12 protein-coding genes and 1 tRNA gene are annotated in these 19,646 nt (G+C 70.9%); 11 read left to right on the forward strand and 2 right to left on the reverse strand.

Going from position 1 to position 19,646, the window contains the following annotated elements; all coding sequences use genetic code 11:
- The first annotated feature begins 21 nt into the window (after window positions 1-21).
- From bldG to ADK65_RS10570, 11 genes are all read left to right on the forward strand, one after another.
- Window positions 22-363 (forward strand): anti-sigma factor antagonist BldG, encoded by a 342-nt coding sequence (gene bldG, locus ADK65_RS10520; protein WP_003991900.1) that lies wholly within the window; start codon window positions 22-24, stop codon window positions 361-363.
- A gap of 119 nt (window positions 364-482) precedes the next feature.
- Entirely contained in the window at window positions 483-920 is a 438-nt protein-coding gene (locus ADK65_RS10525) for an ATP-binding protein (protein WP_053669696.1), read from the forward strand.
- Window positions 921-1,193: 273 nt separating this feature from the next.
- Window positions 1,194-3,599, forward strand: a complete 2,406-nt coding sequence (locus ADK65_RS10530; RefSeq protein WP_053669697.1) for a sodium-translocating pyrophosphatase — start codon at window positions 1,194-1,196, stop codon at window positions 3,597-3,599.
- A gap of 193 nt (window positions 3,600-3,792) precedes the next feature.
- Complete coding sequence (locus tag ADK65_RS10535) at window positions 3,793-4,383, forward strand: small secreted protein (protein ID WP_078955894.1); 591 nt, start codon at window positions 3,793-3,795, stop codon at window positions 4,381-4,383.
- A 68-nt stretch (window positions 4,384-4,451) separates the two neighbouring features.
- A complete protein-coding gene (locus tag ADK65_RS10540; RefSeq protein ID WP_053669699.1) occupies window positions 4,452-5,990 on the forward strand; it encodes a DUF7059 domain-containing protein in 1,539 nt (512 codons plus the stop codon).
- 216 nt (window positions 5,991-6,206) lie between these two features.
- Entirely contained in the window at window positions 6,207-6,404 is a 198-nt protein-coding gene (locus tag ADK65_RS10545) for a hypothetical protein (RefSeq protein WP_053669700.1), read from the forward strand.
- Between the two features lie 247 nt (window positions 6,405-6,651).
- Window positions 6,652-9,477 carry a type I DNA topoisomerase gene (gene topA / locus ADK65_RS10550; RefSeq protein ID WP_053669701.1) on the forward strand — a complete coding sequence of 942 codons (2,826 nt, stop codon included), beginning with the start codon at window positions 6,652-6,654 and terminating at the stop codon, window positions 9,475-9,477.
- Window positions 9,478-9,677: 200 nt separating this feature from the next.
- A complete protein-coding gene (gene tmk, locus ADK65_RS10555; protein WP_053669702.1) occupies window positions 9,678-12,950 on the forward strand; it encodes a dTMP kinase in 3,273 nt (1,090 codons plus the stop codon).
- Between the two features lie 260 nt (window positions 12,951-13,210).
- The gene (locus ADK65_RS10560) at window positions 13,211-14,416 is read left to right on the forward strand and encodes a DNA polymerase III subunit delta' (protein ID WP_053669703.1); all 1,206 of its coding nucleotides are present in this window, start codon (window positions 13,211-13,213) and stop codon (window positions 14,414-14,416) included.
- A 130-nt stretch (window positions 14,417-14,546) separates the two neighbouring features.
- Complete coding sequence (locus tag ADK65_RS10565) at window positions 14,547-16,169, forward strand: alpha/beta hydrolase (RefSeq protein ID WP_053669704.1); 1,623 nt, start codon at window positions 14,547-14,549, stop codon at window positions 16,167-16,169.
- 107 nt (window positions 16,170-16,276) lie between these two features.
- Window positions 16,277-16,353 (forward strand) — tRNA-Thr (locus ADK65_RS10570).
- A 1,311-nt stretch (window positions 16,354-17,664) separates the two neighbouring features.
- On the opposite strand, the gene ADK65_RS10575 is transcribed toward ADK65_RS10570, so the two are convergent.
- Both ADK65_RS10575 and ADK65_RS10580 read right to left on the reverse strand, forming a co-directional pair.
- On the reverse strand, window positions 17,665-18,555 hold the full coding sequence (locus tag ADK65_RS10575) for a 2-hydroxy-3-oxopropionate reductase (protein ID WP_078955895.1): 891 nt from the start codon (window positions 18,553-18,555) through the stop codon (window positions 17,665-17,667).
- A gap of 261 nt (window positions 18,556-18,816) precedes the next feature.
- Entirely contained in the window at window positions 18,817-19,638 is an 822-nt protein-coding gene (locus ADK65_RS10580) for a PAS domain-containing protein (protein WP_053669705.1), read from the reverse strand.
- Window positions 19,639-19,646: the final 8 nt, after the last annotated feature.

A 19,646-nucleotide genomic window follows, 5' to 3' on the forward strand; every position in this document is an offset into this window, starting at 1 on the left:
TAGCAAGGTGCTGGAGGATCCGTGGACCTGTCCCTGTCGACCGAAACCATGGGCGATCGCACGATCGTCAGGGTCGGTGGCGAAATCGACGTATATACCGCGCCCAAGCTGCGCGAGCAGTTGGTCGAGCTGGTGAACGACGGCAGTTTCCACCTTGTCGTCGACATGGAGGGCGTGGACTTCCTCGACTCCACCGGACTCGGCGTACTGGTCGGCGGCCTGAAGCGCGTGCGGGCCCATGAGGGCTCACTGCGCCTGGTCTGCAACCAGGAGCGCATTCTGAAGATCTTCCGTATCACCGGCCTCACCAAGGTGTTCCCGATTCACACCTCGGTCGAGGAAGCGGTTGCGGCCACCGACTGACGCCGGTCCCGGGCCATGTGCCCGGGACGGCCGACGGTCGGCGAAGAAAGACCGAGGGGGCCCGGGCTTCGGCGGCCCGGAGCCTCTCGACAGCACGCCCGAAGTTGCGAGGGGGATGCATGGCCACCGTTGAGCTCCGCTTCAGCGCGCTGCCCGAGCACGTCAGGACCGCCCGGCTGGTGGCGGCTGCGGTGGCGCGCAGGGCCGGAGTGGACGAGGCCGTCCTCGACGAGGTCAGGCTCGCCGTCGGCGAGGCGTGCACCCGGGCCGTCGGGCTGCACCAGACCGTCGGGATCTCGGCGCCGGTGAAGGTGCTGCTGATCGAGGAGGAGAAGCAGTTCTCCATCGAGGTCGGCGACGAGGCCCCGCACGCGGTGGCCGGCGGGCGCGCCCCCGGCGAAGGACCCGGCGACTCCGACGGTGAGGCCGACGAGGACGAGATGGGCCTCGCGGTCATCAGCGGACTCGTCGACGACGTCGAGGTCAGCGCGGGTGAGCACGGCGGCCTGATCAAGATGACCTGGCCGACCACGCCGCCGCCGACGATTCTGGTCTGACACCGCCACCGCACACACCCGTTCTTCCGAAGGGCCCCACCCGTGGGGCCCTTCGTCATGTGCGGGTGTCAGTGGTCGCCTTTACAGTAGTTCCTGAGCCGTTCAATGCGTGAATTCGTTCACGATCATTCGCGTGCTCCCGGTAGTCCCAGAATGCTTTCAGGGCATTACCCCGGAAGGCCAATTCCGTTTATCGCGCTCTGTTTTGATCAGGTTCCGGTACCTACAATCCCGTCCACATCTTGAGCTCAGCCCAAGCGTCAAGGAGGACGAATGGCGGGGCTTTCCCTCTCACAGCAGTCGGGCCATCCCACAGACCTCGCAGCAGCCGTACTCACCGATGGCAACCGCGTTCTGATCGTGGTCATCGCGGTCGTCGCACTGGCGGCGCTGGCGGTCGCGGGCGTCCTGGTGCGCCAGGTGCTCGCGGCCGGCGAGGGCACCGACAGCATGAAGCAGATCGCCGCAGCGGTCCAGGAAGGCGCCAACGCCTATCTGGCCCGTCAGCTGCGCACGCTCGGCGTATTCGCCGTGGTCGTGTTCTTCCTGCTCATGCTGCTGCCCGCGGACGACTGGAGTCAGCGTGCCGGACGGTCGGTGTTCTTTCTGATCGGAGCGGCGTTCTCGGCGGCCACCGGCTATATCGGCATGTGGCTCGCCGTGCGCAGCAATGTGCGTGTCGCCGCGGCGGCGCGTGAAGCGACCCCGGCCGCAGGCGAGCCGGAAAAGGATCTGACCGCCGTCTCGCACAAGGCGATGAAGATCGCCTTTCGTACGGGGGGCGTGGTCGGCATGTTCACCGTGGGCCTCGGCCTGCTCGGCGCCTCCTGCGTCGTGCTGGTCTACGCGGCCGACGCGCCCAAGGTGCTCGAGGGGTTCGGTCTCGGGGCCGCGCTGATCGCGATGTTCATGCGGGTCGGCGGCGGCATCTTCACCAAGGCCGCCGACGTCGGCGCCGACCTGGTCGGCAAGGTCGAGCAGGGCATTCCGGAGGACGATCCGCGCAATGCCGCGACCATCGCCGACAACGTGGGCGACAACGTCGGCGACTGCGCGGGGATGGCGGCCGACCTCTTCGAGTCGTACGCCGTGACCCTGGTCGCCGCGCTCATCCTGGGCTCGGCCGCCTTCGGGGACGTGGGGCTCGGCTTCCCGCTGCTCGTGCCGGCGATCGGTGTGATCACGGCCATGATCGGCATCTTCGCGGTGGCGCCCCGGCGCGCCGACCGCAGTGGCATGAGCGCCATCAACCGCGGGTTCTTCATCTCCGCGGTGATCTCGCTGGTGCTGGTGGCGGTCGCCGTCTTCGTGTACCTGCCGGGGAAGTACTCCGAGCTCGACGGGGTCACCGACCCCGCGATCCTGGGCAAGGACGGCGACCCGCGCGTTCTCGCCCTGGTCGCGGTGGCCATCGGCATCGTGCTCGCCGCCCTCATCCAGCAACTGACCGGCTACTTCACCGAGACCACCCGCCGGCCCGTGCGGGACATCGGCAAGACCTCGCTCACCGGCCCGGCCACCGTCGTCCTCGCCGGTATCTCCGTGGGTCTCGAATCGGCCGTTTACACCGCCCTGTTGATCGGACTCGGCGTGTACGGGGCGTTCCTGCTCGGCGGCACGTCGATCATGCTGGCGCTGTTCGCGGTGGCGCTGGCAGGCACCGGTCTGCTCACCACGGTCGGTGTGATCGTCGCGATGGACACCTTCGGGCCGGTCTCCGACAACGCGCAGGGCATCGCGGAGATGTCCGGGGACGTCGAGGGCGCGGGCGCGCAGGTGCTGACCAACCTGGACGCGGTCGGCAACACCACCAAGGCGATCACCAAGGGCATCGCGATCGCCACGGCCGTGCTCGCGGCGGCGGCGCTGTTCGGGTCGTACCGCGACGCGATCATCACCGGCGCACGGGACGTGGGCGAGAAACTCAGCGGGGAGGGCGCCCCGATGAGCCTGATGATGGACATCTCCCAGCCCAACAACCTCGTGGGTCTCGTCGCGGGTGCGGCGGTCGTCTTCCTCTTCTCGGGGCTGGCGATCAACGCCGTGTCGCGGTCGGCGGGTTCGGTGGTCTACGAGGTGCGCCGGCAGTTCCGTGAGAAGCCCGGGATCATGGACTACAGCGAGAAACCGGAGTACGGCAAGGTCGTCGACATCTGTACCAAGGACGCCCTGCGCGAGCTGGCCACGCCCGGTCTGCTGGCCGTGATGGCTCCCATCTTCATCGGCTTCACGCTCGGCGTGGGAGCGCTCGGGGCGTTCCTGGCGGGCGCGATCGGCGCGGGCACGCTGATGGCGGTGTTCCTCGCCAACTCCGGTGGCGCCTGGGACAACGCCAAGAAGCTCGTCGAGGACGGCCACCACGGCGGCAAGGGCGGCGAGGCCCATGCGGCGACGGTGATCGGAGACACGGTCGGCGACCCCTTCAAGGACACCGCGGGCCCCGCGATCAACCCGCTGCTGAAGGTCATGAACCTGGTGTCGCTGCTCATCGCGCCCGCGGTGATCAAGTTCTCCTACGGTCCGGACAGGAGCATCGGGGTGCGGATCATGATCGCCGTCCTGGCTTTCCTCGTGATCGCCGGGGCGGTGTACGTCTCAAAGCGGCGCGGAATCGCCATGGGTGACGAAGACAATGCCGGTTCGCAGCCCAAGTCCGCCGATCCGGCGGTGGTTTCGTAGGGAGGATTCCCCAGCCCCAGCTCAAGGTGCGGGCGGGCGGCACGCGTTGGCGTGGCGTCCGCCCGCGCCGTGTGGGTACACGATCACGCGTGAGCCTTCTCTCGCTTGGTGCAAAAGGTTACAAAACGGTCTTAATAGACGTCTGGCGTGCGGTTGTCGTGCATCTGGCGTGTATGTTCCGGGGCCGAGAGCCATGGAAGGGACCAATCCGGTGAACAAGAAGCTCGCGGCCGCACTGTCCGGCGGTGCGGTACTGGTACTGGCGCTGTCGGGCTGCGGCGGCGACGACGGCAACGACAAGCTGGACTCCTGGGCCAAGCAGGTCTGTGACGCCGTTCAGCCGCAGGCCAAGAAGATCGAGTCGGCCAATGCCGCGATCCAGAAGGAGACCTCGGACAACAGCACGCCGAAGGACGTCCAGAAGACCGACGCGCAGGCCTTCCAGGACATGTCCGACGCCTACAAGGCGATCGGGAACGCTGTGAACAAGGCCGGGGCGCCTGACGTCGAGAACGGCGAGAAGAAGCAGAAGGACGCGGTCAAGGAGCTCAACTCGATCTCCGCCTCGTACGCCTCCCTCAAGAAGCAGGTCGACGAGCTCGACACCAAGGACCAGGGCAAGTTCGCCGACGGCCTGAAGGACATCGCCACCGAACTGGACAAGCTGAGCCAGAGCGGGAACGACGCCCTGAGGAACCTGGAGGAGGGCGAGGTCGGCCAGGCGATGGCCCAGCAGTCCAGCTGCAAGGCGGCCACGGCGTCGGCGGGGGCCACCCAGAGCTGAGGGAAAACGCGCCGCGGGGGCAGCTCGCCCCTGCACGGGCACGTGCGCCGTCCCTCCCGGCGGCCACAATGGGGGGCGTGAGTAACGCCAGCCAGACACCCCTGCCCCCGCTGCCCTCCTCCGACCGTCCCGAGGTCGCCGCCCGGCTCCGGGACGCCCTGCTCGCGGCCTCCTTCACCGCCGACGGGCTGCTCGAACTGCTCGGCGCCCCCGCGTACGCGGCGCTCGCCCGGAGCGAGACCGTGCCCGCTCTCCGGGCGACGCGCGGGGACACGCCGCTGGAGCTGCTCGTCCGGCTGTTCCTGCTCCAGCAGCCCGTGCCGCACGCGCGCGTGGCGGAGGTCCTGCCCGTGGACGCCTGTCTGGAGACCGGCTGGCTGACCCGGACCCGCGCAACCGACATCTCCGCGACGGTCGACGTCCGGCCCTACGGCGGTCCCGGCGGCGAGGACTGGTACATCGTGTCCGACCTCGGCTGCGCGGTCGGCGGCGCCGGCGGTATCGGCCGGCGGGACGAAGGCGTCGTCCTCGGAGTCGGCGGCGCCTCCACGACCCTCGCCGGCATCACCGTGCGGACGCCCGTCGCCGCGGCACTCGACCTCGGCACCGGCTCCGGCATCCAGGCCCTGCACGCGGCGCAGCACGCCACGCGCGTGGTGGCCACCGATCTCAACCCGCGCGCCCTCCACATCACCGGCCTCACGCTGGCGCTGTCCGGCGCAGCGGCCGCCGATCTGCGCGAGGGCTCCCTCTTCGAACCGGTCCGGGGCGACGAGACGTACGACCTGATCGTGTCCAACCCGCCGTTCGTGATCTCGCCCGGCGCCCGGCTGACGTACCGCGACGGCGGGATGGGCGGGGACGATCTGTGCCGCACGCTCGTTCAGGAGGCAGGGGAGCGGCTGAACCAGGGCGGGTTCGCGCAGTTCCTCGCCAACTGGCAGCACGTCGAAGGGGAGGACTGGCAGGACAGGCTCAGGTCATGGGTGCCCCGCGGGTGCGACGCCTGGATCGTGCAGCGCGAGGTGCAGGACATCAACCAGTACGCCGAGCTGTGGCTGCGCGACGCCGGTGACCACCAGGGCGACGCGGCGGAGTACCAGGCGCGGTACGACGCATGGCTCGACGAGTTCGAGGCGCGCAAGGTGAAGGCCGTCGGCTTCGGCTGGATCACCCTGCGCAGGACGGACGCCGCCGTGCCCTCGCTCACCGTCGAGGAGTGGCCGCATCCGGTCGAGCAGCCCCTCGGCGACACGATCCGGGCCCACTTCGACCGGCTCGACCACCTGCGCGACCACGACGACGCCGCCCTGCTCGAAGGGCACTTCCGGCTCGCCGCCGAGATCGTGCAGGAGCAGGTCGGGCTGCCCGGCGCGGAGGACCCCGAGCATGTCGTGCTGCGCCAGAACCGCGGCATGCGCCGGGCGACCCGGGTGGACACGGTCGGCGCGGGCTTCGCGGGCGTGTGCGACGGCACGATGAGCGCCGGGCGCATCCTCGACGCCATCGCCCAGCTGATCGGGGAGGACCCGGTGCTGCTGCGCGACCGCACCCCGGCCCAGATCCGGCTGCTGGTCGAGCAGGGGTTCCTGGAACCGGTCCGCTGAGCGGCCGGCCGCCGGGGGCGGGGCGTCGAGGGGGCCAGCCAATAAATTCGAGTCGATTTGAACACCTCGGCCGAAGCGGGTCACGGGGAAGCGGACGCCCCTGATCCACCGCCGCGTCGCCCCGGCGTTCACCTCGGGTTCGCCTGCACGCCGCCCACGCGTGTCAGCCTCCCGTCGGCGGGGATGCGCGACAGGGGAAAAGGGGCACGACGGGGCATGGAGAGCGAACCAGCGATCTTCGCGGGAGTGGTGTTCTCCCTGTTCGGAGGGGCCCTGCTGGCCTGGACCACGATGCGCGTGCGGCGGCACCTGCCCGTCGCCGAGGGGGTGAGGCCGGTCCCCTCGGCGGCCCTCGCGGGCGTCGTCGCGGTGCTCGCCCTGGTGCTCGGAGCGTGGTGCTTCAGCCGCCTGTGAGGGTCGCGCCGGCGACGCAGCCGTCCGTGACCGCGAGGTCGCGTTCCGCACAGGACGAGGCCCGGCCCCGGGACTCCGGGCGGCAGGATCGGTGGTAGTCGGGTTACCGTTCGAGTGGCCGTTGCGGGCTTTTCCCGTTTGACACGGGGGCGGGATGTACCGTCACACTCCGCAGCGTCACCACGTACCCAGCCCCGGTAGAGCGACTCCGGGGAGGCCCCAGCGTCGACCGGAGAGAAGAGCGAAGTTGTCCCCGACCAGCGAGACCGCAGAGGGCGGCCGCCGACTCGTCATCGTCGAGTCGCCCGCCAAGGCGAAGACGATCAAGGGCTATCTCGGCCCCGGATACATCGTCGAGGCGAGCGTCGGGCACATCCGCGACCTTCCCAACGGCGCCGCCGAGGTGCCCGAGAAGTACACCGGCGAGGTCCGCCGCCTCGGTGTGGACGTCGAACACGACTTCGCGCCGATCTATGTGGTCAACGCCGACAAGAAGGCGCAGGTCAAGAAGCTCAAGGACCTGCTGAAGGAGTCCGACGAACTCTTCCTCGCCACCGATGAGGACCGCGAGGGCGAGGCCATCGCCTGGCACCTCCAGGAGGTGCTCAAGCCCAAGGTCCCGGTCAAGCGGATGGTCTTCCACGAGATCACCAAGGCCGCGATCCAGGCCGCCGTGGCCAACCCGCGCCAGCTCAACCAGAAGCTTGTCGACGCCCAGGAGACCCGCCGCATCCTCGACCGCCTCTACGGCTACGAGGTCTCGCCGGTCCTGTGGAAGAAGGTCATGCCGCGGCTGTCCGCGGGCCGTGTCCAGTCCGTCGCCACCCGACTCGTGGTGGAGCGGGAACGCGAGCGCATCGCCTTTCGTTCGGCTGAGTACTGGGACCTGACGGGCACCTTCGCGACCGGCCGCGCGGGAGACCCGTCGGACCCGTCGTCGCTGGTCGCGCGCCTGCAGACCGTCGACGGCAGGCGGGTCGCGCAGGGCCGCGACTTCGACTCCCTGGGACAACTGAAGAGCGCGAACACCCTCCACCTCGACGAGGCGAACGCCCGCGCCCTGGCCGCCGCCCTGGAGCAGACGCGGTTCGCCGTGCGCTCCGTCGAGTCCAAGCCGTACCGCCGCTCGCCGTACGCCCCGTTCCGTACGACGACGCTGCAGCAGGAGGCCAGCCGCAAGCTCGGCTTCGGCGCGAAGGCCACGATGCAGATCGCGCAGAAGCTGTACGAGAACGGCTACATCACCTACATGCGTACGGACTCCACGACGCTGAGCGACACGGCGGTCTCCGCCGCCCGCGCCCAGGTCACGCAGCTGTACGGCGCCGACTACCTGCCGCCGCAGCCGAGGACGTACGCCGGGAAGGTCAAGAACGCGCAGGAGGCCCACGAGGCGATCCGCCCCTCGGGCGACCGTTTCCGCACTCCCGCCGAGACCGGACTGACCGGTGACCAGTTCAAGCTGTACGAGCTGATCTGGAAGCGGACCGTCGCCTCCCAGATGAAGGACGCGACCGGCAACAGCGTCACGGTGAAGATCGGCGGCACGGCGGCCGACGGCCGGGACGTCGAGTTCAGCGCGTCCGGCAAGACGATCACCTTCCACGGCTTCCTGAAGGCGTACGTCGAGGGCGCCGACGACCCGAACGCCGAGCTGGACGACCGTGAGCGCCGGCTGCCGCAGGTCTCCGAGGGCGACGCCCTGAGCGCCGAGGAGATCACGGTCGACGGGCACGCCACCAAGCCCCCGGCCCGCTACACCGAGGCCTCCCTGGTCAAGGAGCTGGAAGAGCGCGAGATCGGCCGCCCGTCGACGTACGCGTCGATCATCGGCACCATCCTGGACCGCGGCTACGTGTTCAAGAAGGGCACGGCCCTGGTGCCGTCCTTCCTGTCCTTCGCCGTGGTCAACCTTCTGGAGAAGCACTTCGGGCGGCTCGTCGACTACGACTTCACCGCCAAGATGGAGGACGACCTCGACCGCATCGCCCGCGGTGAGGCGCAGTCCGTGCCGTGGCTGAAGCGGTTCTACTTCGGCGAAGGCACGGTCAGCGGCGCCGCGGCCGACGCGGGCAACGGCGACGGGGACCACCTCGGCGGTCTCAAGGAGCTGGTGACGGACCTGGGCGCGATCGACGCGCGCGAGGTGTCGTCGTTCCCGGTGGGCAATGACATCGTGCTGCGGGTCGGCCGCTACGGGCCGTACATCGAGCGCGGCGAGAAGGACACCGAGCAGCACCAGCGCGCCGACATCCCCGCCGACCTGGCGCCCGACGAGCTGACCGTCGACCTCGCGGAGGAGCTGCTCGCCAAGCCCAGCGGCGACTTCGAGCTGGGTGCGGACCCGGCCACCGGCCACACGATCGTCGCCAAGGACGGCCGCTACGGCCCGTACGTGACGGAAGTCCTCCCCGAGGGCACCCCGAAGACGGGCAAGAACGCCGTCAAGCCGCGCACGGCGTCCCTGTTCAAGACGATGTCCCTGGACACGGTGACCCTCGACGAGGCCCTCAAGCTGATGTCGCTGCCCCGTGTCGTCGGTACCGACGCCGAGGGCCAGGAGATCACCGCGCAGAACGGCCGCTACGGCCCGTACCTGAAGAAGGGGACGGACTCGCGTTCGCTGCAGGCCGAGGAGCAGCTGTTCACGATCACGCTGGAGGAGGCGCTGGCGATCTACGCCCAGCCCAAGCAGCGTGGCCGGGCGGCCGCCAAGCCGCCGCTGAAGGAGCTCGGCACGGACCCGGTGAGCGAGAAGCCGGTCGTGGTCAAGGACGGCCGCTTCGGCCCGTACGTCACCGACGGCGAGACCAACGCGACCCTGCGCTCCGGTGACAGCGTCGAGACGATCACCCCGGAGCGCGGCTTCGAGCTGCTCGCGGAGAAGCGCGCCAAGGGTCCGGCGAAGAAGACCGCGAAGAAGGCGGCCAAGAAGGCGCCGGCGAAGAAGACGACGGCCAAGAAGACCGCGGCGAAGAAGACCACGACCGCGAAGAAGACGACGGCGAAGAAGACCACCACCGCGAAGACGGCCGCCAAGACGGCGACCGCCACGAAGTCCGCGGAGGACTGAGCGACGCACCGAGCGGCCGTCGTGCCTCCAAGTCCGTGGAGGCACGAGGTCGTTCGGCGCTGTCCGGAAACCGGACCACCGTGTCCGGTTATTCGCGCAGGGTTCGGAAAGCGAACGCCCCGGCAACACTTCGATGTCGGGGCGTGCGCATGCCAGCCCGCGCCCTCCGGGGTGTCGGTGGCTCCCGATAGGCTGAACGCATGACGCGAGCCGACCACCCAACGGCCCCTCAGCCCGCCCCCGACGACGCCCTGGTCGCGGACTCCCGCGAGCGTGCCGTCCGCGCCCTGCTGCGACGACCGCAGCTGAAGCGGTTGTGGAGCGCACAGCTCGTGGGCGGCGTGGGGGACACCCTCGCCCTTCTCGTACTGGTCCTCCTGGCGCTCCAGGCGGCCGTCGCCGAAGGCTCGTTCGGGGGCGGCTACCGAGGCGTGGCGTTCGCAGTGGCGACCGTTTTCGGGGTGCGCATCCTCGCGACACTCCTCTTCGGTGCCGTTCTGCTCGGCCCGCTCACCGCCCTCACCTCGCAGGACGGCCCGCTCGACCGCCGCTGGACCATGGTGGGCGCCGACGGGGTGCGCGCGGCGCTCCTCATCGTCGCGCCCCTGTGGATCGACTGGACGCCCGACAACGCACTGGCCCTCCTCCTCGTGACGGCGTTCGTGACGGGCGTCGCCGAGCGGTTCTGGACGGTGTGCCGCGAGAGCGCGGCTCCCGCGCTGCTCCCCGCCCCGCCGCCGGAGGGGGCGACGGTCCGGCCGCTGCCCGACCACATGGACGCCCTGCGCCGCCTGTCGCTGCGCACCGGCTTCGCGGCCATCCCCCTCGCCGCCGTCGTGCTGGTCGTCGCGGCCCTGTTCAACAACCTGCTGGGCGCCGGCATCGACTGGTTCGGCCAGCATCAGGCGGCCCTCGCCTCCTACGTGGCCGCCGGGCTGTTCGCCGCGTCCCTGTCGCTGCTGACCTTCCTGGAACTGCCCGGCACGCGCACCCCCCGCGCGCGCTCGCCGCTCGAGGGACTGCGCCGCCCGAAGACCACCACCGGCGCCGACAAGGGCCGCACCGGCGCGATGCCGCTGCTCGTCCTGTCCTGCGCGGCCGTCGCCGCGGCGGTGTCCGCCGCCGTCGCCGTGGCCGTGCTGCACGCCAAGGACCTGGGCGGCGGTCCGGTCCTCTACGGCCTGTTCGTGGCCGCACTGACCGGCGGCGTGGTCGTCGGCATCCGTACCGCGCCCGCCCTGGTGCCCGCCCTGTCGCGCCGCCGGCTGCTCGCGCTGACGATCGCCTTCACCGGTGTCGCCCTGCTGGCAGCCGGGCTGGTCCCGGACGTCACCACCGTGCTGCTGATCCTCGCGCTGGCCGGCGTCGGCGCGGGCCTGTCCGCCAACATCGGGCACACCCTGCTCGACCAGGAGACCGAGGAGAGCCGGCGCGCCCGCACGACGGAGCACCTGCACGCGGTCGTCCGGGTCTGCGTCGCGCTCGGCGCCGTGATCGCCCCGCTGGTGGCGGCGGCGATCGGACCGCACCGGCTGGAGAGCGGCAAGTTCGTCTTCGCGCACGGCGGCGCGGCCTTCACGCTGATGCTGACCGGCGCCCTGCTGCTGCCCGTCGCCGCGCTGGTGCTGGCCAAGGTCGACGACCGTTCCGGTGTGCCGCTGCGCAAGGACCTGAAGGACGCCCTGCTCGGCGGCGACGACCCCGACCAGGGGGCCGCGGCCTCCGGCTTCTTCATCGCCCTGGAGGGCGGCGACGGGGCCGGCAAGTCCACCCAGGCCGAGGCGCTCGCGGAGTGGATCCGCGCCAAGGGCCACGAGGTGGTGCTGACGCGCGAGCCGGGGGCCACGCCCGTGGGCAAGCGGCTGCGGTCGATCCTGCTGGACGTGTCGAGCGCGGGTCTGTCGCACCGCGCGGAGGCGCTGCTGTACGCGGCCGACCGGGCCGAGCACATCGACACCGTCGTACGGCCCGCCCTGGAGCGCGGCGCGGTCGTCATCTCCGACCGCTACATCGACTCGTCCGTCGCCTACCAGGGCGCCGGCCGCGACCTGTCGCCGACCGAGATCGCCCGGATCAACCGCTGGGCGACGAACGGGCTGGTTCCGCATCTGACCGTGCTGCTGGACGTCGCCCCGGAGACGGCGCGCGAGCGGTTCACCGAGGCGCCGGACCGGCTGGAGTCGGAGCCCGCGGAGTTCCACGCGCGCGTGCGGGCCGGTTTCCTCACCCTGGCCGCCGCCGACGCCGGGCGGTACCTGGTGGTGGACGCCGGCCAGGAGCCCGAGGCCGTCACGACCGTCATCCGGCACCGCCTCGACCAGGTGCTGCCGCTCTCCGAGGCCGAGATCATGGCCCAGGAGGAGGCGCGGAAGAAGGCCGAGGAGGAGGCCCGCCGCAAGGCCGAGGAAGAGGCCGCCCGCAAGGCCGAGGAGGAGCGCCTGGAGCGCGAGCGCCAGGAGCAGCTCGCCAAGCTGCGTGCCGAGGAGGAGGAGCGCAAGCGCCGCGAGCTGGAGGAGGCGCAGCGCCGCGAGGCCGAACGGCAGGCGGAGGAGGCCCGGCGCCGGGCCGAGGAAGCCCGCAGGAAGGCCGAGGAGGAGCGGGCCCGCCTCCTCGCGGAGGAGAAGGCCCGTGCGGAGGAGGAGGCCCGCCGCAAGGCCGAGGAGGAGCGGCGCCGCAAGCAGGCCGAGGAGGAGGCACGGCTGCGTGCCGAGGCCGAGGCGCTCCGCCTGGAGAAGCAGCGCAAGGCCGAGGCGGCGCTGCTGCGGGCCGAGGAGGCCCGGCGGCTCGCGGAGGCGGCCGCCGCGGCGGCCGAGGCCGGCCCGAGGAGCTCCACAGCGAAGAAGGATGCCGCGGGTCCGGCGGCCTCCCAGGACGCGGCGACCGTCCCCACGCCGGTGGTGACACCGGGCGGTGCGGCCGACGACACGACCGTGCTGCGCCCGGTGCGCGACGACGAGCAGCGAACGGGCCGGGGGCGGACCTCCGGTGAGTCCGACGCCGAGGTGACGGCCGAGTTGCCGAAGCCGCCGGTCTCGCCGGTGGCCGGGTCGGAGACGGACGTCCTGCCCCCGTTCTCGCCCCGCCCCGGGGACGAGACCGAGGTGCTGCCGCAGGTGCGTGAATCCGACGCCTACGGCGCGGCCGACGAGACGGCGGTGCTGCCCCCGGTCCGGTCCGAGGACGCCGAGGAGACGGCCGTGCTTCCGCCGGTGCGCGGAGACGAACCGGCGGACCGGGTTCCGCCCGGCTACTTCCGGAAGGAGGCCCCGGCCGCCCGGCCCGACGGCACCGAGGACCGTACGCGGGAGATGCCCCAGGTCGACGCCGAGGGGACGCCGCGCCGCCGGTCGGACTGGGCCGAGGAGACGCCGCTGGACGACCTGCCCTCGCTCGCGGACGAGCTGCTCGGACCGCACGACGACGAGCCGGACGAGGGCCGCGGACGCCGTGGGAGGGGCGGCCGGGGGCGCTGAGGCCTCCGGCGGTCCGGCGCCGAGACCTCCGGCGGGCTGACGGGAGGAGGCCGGCTTCCGGGCCCCCCGGGGGCACTGAGGGCCTCCCGGCGGGCGGCCGCGCGAGCCCGCCGGCCGGACCCGCGCGAGCCCGCGGGCCGGACCGCGACGTGGCCGGCCGGACCGGATGCCGCGCACCGGATGGGGCGTCGGGGGTTGTCAGTGGGAGCCGCCACAATGGAGCCCGCAACGCGGAACGTGACGAAAGGGCGGCGTGACCCATGACCGTGTGGGACGACCTCGTCGGGCAGGAGAGGGTGAGCGAGCAGCTGGCCGCTGCCGCCCGGGACGCCGACGCGCTGGTCACCGCGGCCGCCACGGACGCTCCGCCGCCCGAGGCGTCGAAGATGACGCACGCCTGGCTGTTCACGGGCCCGCCCGGGGCCGGGCGGAACCAGGCGGCGCGCGCGTTCGCGGCGGCGCTGCAGTGCGTCAGCCCCGACCGGGCCCTCGGCGGCTCCCCGGGCTGCGGCTTCTGCGACGGATGCCACACGGCACTCGTCGGCACGCACGCCGACGTCACCACCGTCGCCGCCGTCGGCACGCAGATCCTCGCCGACGACATGCGCGACACCGTCCGCAAGTCGTTCACGTCCCCGGCGAACGGCCGCTGGCAGATCATCCTCGTCGAGGACGCCGAGCGGCTGAACGAGAAGTCGGCCAACGCCGTCCTCAAGGCCGTGGAGGAGCCCGCCCCGCGTACGGTCTGGCTGCTGTGCGCCCCCTCCATCGAGGACGTCCTGCCGACCATCCGCTCCCGCTGCCGCCACCTGAACCTGAGCACGCCGAGGGTCGACGCCATCGCCGACATGCTCGTCCGCCGCGAGGGCATCGAGCCGGACGTCGCCGCCGCGGCGGCCCGCGCGACCCAGGGCCACGTCGACCGGGCGCGCCGACTTGCCACCGACCCGGCCGCGCGCGAACGCCGTGCCGCCGTGCTCAGACTGCCGCTGCGCGTCGAGGAGATCGGCGGTGCGCTGAGGGCCGCCCAGGAACTCGTCGACGCGGCCGCCGAGGACGCCAAGCAGCTCGCGGAGGAGACGGACGCCAAGGAGACCGAGGAACTGAAGGCCGCTCTCGGCGCCGCCCAGGGCGGTCGCATGCCGCGCGGCACCGCAGGCGTGATGAAGGACCTGGAGGACAAGCAGAAGCGCCGCAGAACGCGCACGCAGCGTGACAGCCTGGACCTCGCCCTGACCGACCTCACGGCCTTCTACCGCGACGTCCTCGCCCTCCAGCTCGGCTCGCGCGTGGCCATCGCCAACGCGGACGCCGAGGACGCCCTGGAGCGCCTCGCCCGCGGCAGCTCACCCGAGGCCACACTCCGCCGTATCGAGGCGATCGCGGCCTGCCGTGACGCCTTGGACCGCAACGTGGCGCCGCTGCTCGCGGTGGAGGCGATGACGATGGCGCTCAGAGCGGGCTGAGGACCCGGCAGGACCCCAGGGCCGCGCATGCGGGACACCGGGGCCGGGCATGCGGTTGACGCCGTAACTCGTGCGAGGCACGACGCGCACGCAGGGCACTCATGCCGTCGCCCAGAGTTACGATCGCTGGATGGACACACGGCGTACCCCCCGTTCCGCCTCCGGCTCCGGGGGTCTCCACCGCAGGACACGCAACCGGGCCGAGACCGCCGTAGGTCTCCTCGCCGCGGCCGCGCTGCTCGTCTCCGCCTGCTCCTCGGGGAGCGCGACGACCTCCGCCGCCTCCGCGGCGCAGGAAGCGGCCCTCGGCGCGCTGCCGAAGACCACCCCCGCGGCGCTCACCTCGTACTACGGGCAGAAGCCGGCCTGGCGCGACTGCGGTGCCCCCGGCTTCCAGTGCGCGACCCTGAAGGCACCGCTCGACTACGCCGAGCCGTCCGCCGGCGACGTCCGGCTCGCCCTGACCCGCAAGAAGGCGACCGGTCCGGGCAAGCGGCTGGGCTCGCTGCTGGTGAACCCCGGCGGGCCGGGCGGCTCGGCGATCGGCTACGTGCAGGCGTACGCGGGCATCGGCTACCCGGCCGAGGTGCGGGCCCGCTACGACATGGTGGCGGTCGACCCGCGCGGCGTCGCCCGCAGCGAGCCCGTGGAGTGCCTGGACGGACCGGGGATGGACAGGTACACGCGCACGGACACCACGCCCGACGACGCGAAGGAGACGGACGGGCTGGTAGCGGCGTACCGGACGTTCGCCGAGGGCTGTGGCGCGGACGCGCCCCGGCTGCTGCGCCATGTGTCCACCGTGGAGGCGGCCCGGGACATGGACATCGTGCGGGCGGCGCTCGGGGACAAGAAGCTGAACTTCGTCGGGGCCTCGTACGGCACGTTCCTCGGGGCGACGTATGCAGGGCTGTTCCCCAAGCGGGCGGGCCGGCTGGTGCTGGACGGTGCGATGGACCCGTCGCTGCCGGCCCGGCGGCTGAACCTCGAACAGACGGCGGGCTTCGAGACGGCGTTCCGGTCGTTCGCGAAGGACTGCGTGCGGCAGGCCGACTGCCCGCTGGGCGGCAAGGGCACCTCGCCCGAGCGGGTGGGCACGAACCTCAAGGCGTTCTTCGAGAAGCTGGACACCCGCCCCCTGGCCACCGGTGGCGCCGACGGCCGCCGTCTCACCGAGTCGCTCGCCACGACCGGTGTGATCGCGGCCATGTACGACGAGGGCTCCTGGGAGCAGCTGCGCGAGGCGCTGACGTCCGCGATGAAGGAGAAGGACGGCTCCGGACTCCTCATGCTGTCCGACGGCTACTACGAGCGGGACGCCGACGGCGCCTACAGCAACCTGATGTTCGCCAACGCGGCGGTGAACTGCCTGGACCTTCCGGCCGCCTTCGACACCCCGGAGCAGGTGCGCACGGCCCTGTCCGAGTTCGAGAAGGCGTCGCCGGTCTTCGGCGAAGGCCTCGCCTGGGCCTCCCTGAACTGCGCCTACTGGCCGGTGCACGCCACGGGTGAGCCCCACCGCATCGAAGCGAAGGGCGCGGCGCCCATCGTCGTGGTCGGCACCACCCGTGACCCGGCGACCCCCTACCGCTGGGCACAGGCCCTGGCCGGCCAGCTCTCCTCCGCGCGCCTGCTCACCTACGAGGGCGACGGCCACACCGCCTACGGCCGCGGTAGCTCCTGCATCGACAAGACGATCAACGCCTACCTCCTGCGCGGCACCCCGCCCACGGCCGGAAAGCGCTGCTCATAGCCCTGCTGCCGGCCCCGGAAGGCCCGCCTCCGGGGCTGGTACGGAGCACCCTCGGAAACTGTGTAGACTTACCGTCGTTGCTGATCGCACCATAGTGCGGACAGCGCGCCGCCTTAGCTCAGATGGCCAGAGCAACGCACTCGTAATGCGTAGGTCTCGGGTTCGAATCCCGAAGGCGGCTCCATTGAGGCCCAGCTCAGACAGTGTCTGAGCTGGGCTTTTGCGTTCAGCGGATGCGGCGGCGGCACTTCGATCGGGCCGCGCTGTCCGTGGTCTCATTGCTGGTCTCAATTGACGGTCCCGGACGGAGTTCCGTCCCACTGGGCAGGGCGACCTTGGGGCCCGGCATGAGGGTGTCGCTCATGCGACGCGAGGCGTCCTTCGACAGGTGCGACCGCCCTTGGACGTAGCGGCGGGTCCGGCTGAGACATCACTCTCCCCGTCCGCTTACCCCCGTCGGCCTCAAGCCTCGCACGGCGTGCGATCCCACTGCTTGCAACCGATCTCCCCGAAACGGGCCATTGAGGATGATAGAGGCTCATTGAGGGTCGCCCCGATGCGGGAGATCGTCCGCGGGAGGTCGTCGCAGGGATCTGCGAAAACTGCGCCACTCAGCGATCAACTCCACGAGTTGACGTATGAGGCCCGTGAGCAAGACAGCGAGGAGGGCAACGAAGCTGGAGACTTCGATGGCGAATCTTGTGGCTGCGTCCCAGTCCACAGGTTCGAACGCCTTTCAGACGGGCGGTCGAACGGGATCCTGGCAGCCCCAGTTCGACCACCAACTTCGTGGTCATCACTGAGAGACTGCCGACGCTTAGCAAATCCTCTGGCGGGGTCAGCGCCAACCTGGGACAGCTATCTCCTATGTTGAACGATGCCTCTGGTTGTCTTCGGAGCGTTGGTTTCCGGGTGGGCGTCCTGGCTGTCGGTCCTGCGTCTCGTACCGCGCCAGTCGCTGGGCCCCGGTGCACGGCTGCTCTACCGCACAGCGGCCACTCTAGCCGCAACATCCACCAGAAGTACGGCCGATGGTGAACGGCTGAGGCGCTGCTTGGGCGACAGTCCGAGCGGCCTCAGTGGTGGTCTCAACCGTGGTCTCAACTGCAGCCCCTGGCTCTCCTTGTCGAACAGGAGGTCGTCGTCCGACCACAAACAAGGGGGTGGCGGGCAGCGGAGTGTCCGTCGCCTGGACGCTCAGGTCTTCAGGAGTAGGTTCACGTGCGCGTACCCTCACCGGATCCGGACGGCGTCGTGTCACCCGCCGTCCGCCATGGGCGGGCGGGCCGGTGCTCCACGGCTTCTGCCCGGTCGGCCGGTCCGCGTAGTCCTCGTCCAGGTTGTTGATGAGTGCCGGAAGGGCATTGGCCGGGTGGCGATCCTGGTGTTGGGTGCGGAGGGACTGGTGGGCCCCGCGGAGCCGGGTCAGGGCGGTCGGCTCGCGGTTCTGTACCGCCCGCAGGCTTCTTCGTGCTTCGCCTACGTGCGCCGAGGTTCACTCGTGGTCGTAGCCGCTGAGGAGTTCGACGCCATGAAGCAGGGCGGAGTGGTCGAGAGCCGCCTCTCCACGGGCCACGGAGGAGGCCACGAGCTGTGCGGCGAGGCCTCCGAGGGGAATCGAGGCACCGATGGCGCGTGCGGTGTCGGTGACGATGCCCATGTCCTTGTGGTGCAGCCCCATGGCGAAGCTGGGCGTGTAGTCACGCCGCAGGAAGTTGGTCCTCTTGCGGGTGAGGACGTTGGAGCCGGCGAGGCCGCCGCTCAGCACGTCGAAAGCGGCCTCGAGGTCCACACCCGACTTCTCGAGGAAGACCACGGCTTCCGCGCACGCCTGCATGTTGATCGCGAGGACCAGCTGGTTGGCGGCCTTCACCGTCTGGCCGAGACCGTGGGCACCGCAGTGCGTGACGGTCCTGCCGAGGGCTTCGAAGACGGGTTTCGCTGCCTCGAAATCGTCGCCTTCCCCACCGACCATGATCGACAACATGCCTTCGATCGCTCCGGTCTCGCCGCCCGCGACCGGAGCGTCCAGGACACGGATGCGCTTTTTGGCTGCGGCGTCGGCCAGCTCGACCGAGCTCCGCGGTGCGATGGTGGACATGTCGATCAGCAGTGTCCCCGGCCGAGCGTGGGCCAGGATTCCCTCGGGGCCGTAGGCGATGGCCGCGACCTGGGGAGCATCCGGAAGCATGGTGATCACCACGTCGGCGTCGCGGACCGCTGCGCGTACGGACTCCGCGGTTCGGCCGCCTGCCGCAAGCAGGGGCCCCGACTTGCCGGCGCTGCGGTTCCAGCCGTTCACGGTGTATCCGGCTTTGCACAGGTTGACAGCCATCGGGCTGCCCATGGTGCCCAGCCCGAGGAAGGCGATCGTCTTCAAGGACAAGGTTCCTTCGCGTTGTTGGGGGAGCGGAGGGGTTCACGGCAGGAGCGGGCGCACGGTTCCACCGTCGGCTGGTGGCCGGAAGGGTCGGATCACCGTTCAGGAACTGGTGTCAGCTGCGGGGGTTCCTCCCGGAAGGACGGCCGGTCGCCTGGCTCGGACGGGCCCCGGCGAGGGTTGCCCGCCGGGGCCCGTCGTCCCTCTCAAGCGCGCGGTTCCGCCCCCTCCGCAGGGACAGCGGCGCGGCTTGTGCTGCTGCTCGGCTCAGAAACCGAGGTCCAGCGCCTTGACCTTGTCCCGCTCGCGGTCCGGGTGGCTGTCCGGGAAGACGAAGCAGCGGGTGTTCTTCAACTTGTCGTTCTCGACGTTGGCCGTGGAGAAGATCACCACCGGGACCCGCTCACCCTTGTTGAGGAAGTCCGCGCGGAAGTCGATGATCGGTGCGTCCTCGCCCCAGCGGCCCAGGAAATCCTCGACGACGTGCTGGTCGGCGTAGATGTGCCGGATGTGGTGTCCGACGTAGGTGTCCGGATGCTCACTCGCCCCGACGATCGCGATGTCCTTCCAGTTGGCGTGGGCGACCGTGCCGTCCTCTTCGATGAGGTGGATGGCGACGGGGCAGTTGTCGTAGTACGCCTGGATGAACTCGACCGCGTCCCCGCCGACCGGCGTGTAGGCCTGGTCGGACCGGTCCACCTGGGCGATCCACGCCGTGGCGGTGGAGGAGCCCTCCCCCGGCACAGGAGAGGGCGTCGGGTGGGTGGTGACCGGGCGCAGGGCCCAGAAGCCGTAGGGCTTGCCGTCGACGTCGCCGAAGCCGAGGTTGGCGTAGCCGGAAGAGAAGTCGGGGTTCGCGAAGGCCGCCTCCCGGTTCTCCACCGGTGTCCCGGCCGCCAGAAGGGACTCGTAGTCGTCGATGCCCAGTGCGCCGGGGAGCTTGGTGCCGGCCCTGGCGTCGTCCCTCAGCAGCTCTGCTGCGGCCTTGTTGGCCAGCACCACGGCGCCTGCGGCGTCGGTGACCAGCATGCCGGGGGAGGCCCAGTTGAAGAGGTCGAGAAGCTGCTCGCGAGAGGGGTGATCGGACATGGGTGTCT

The sequence above is a fragment of the Streptomyces sp. NRRL B-1140 genome (assembly GCF_001280065.1).
GTDB lineage: Bacteria > Actinomycetota > Actinomycetes > Streptomycetales > Streptomycetaceae > Streptomyces.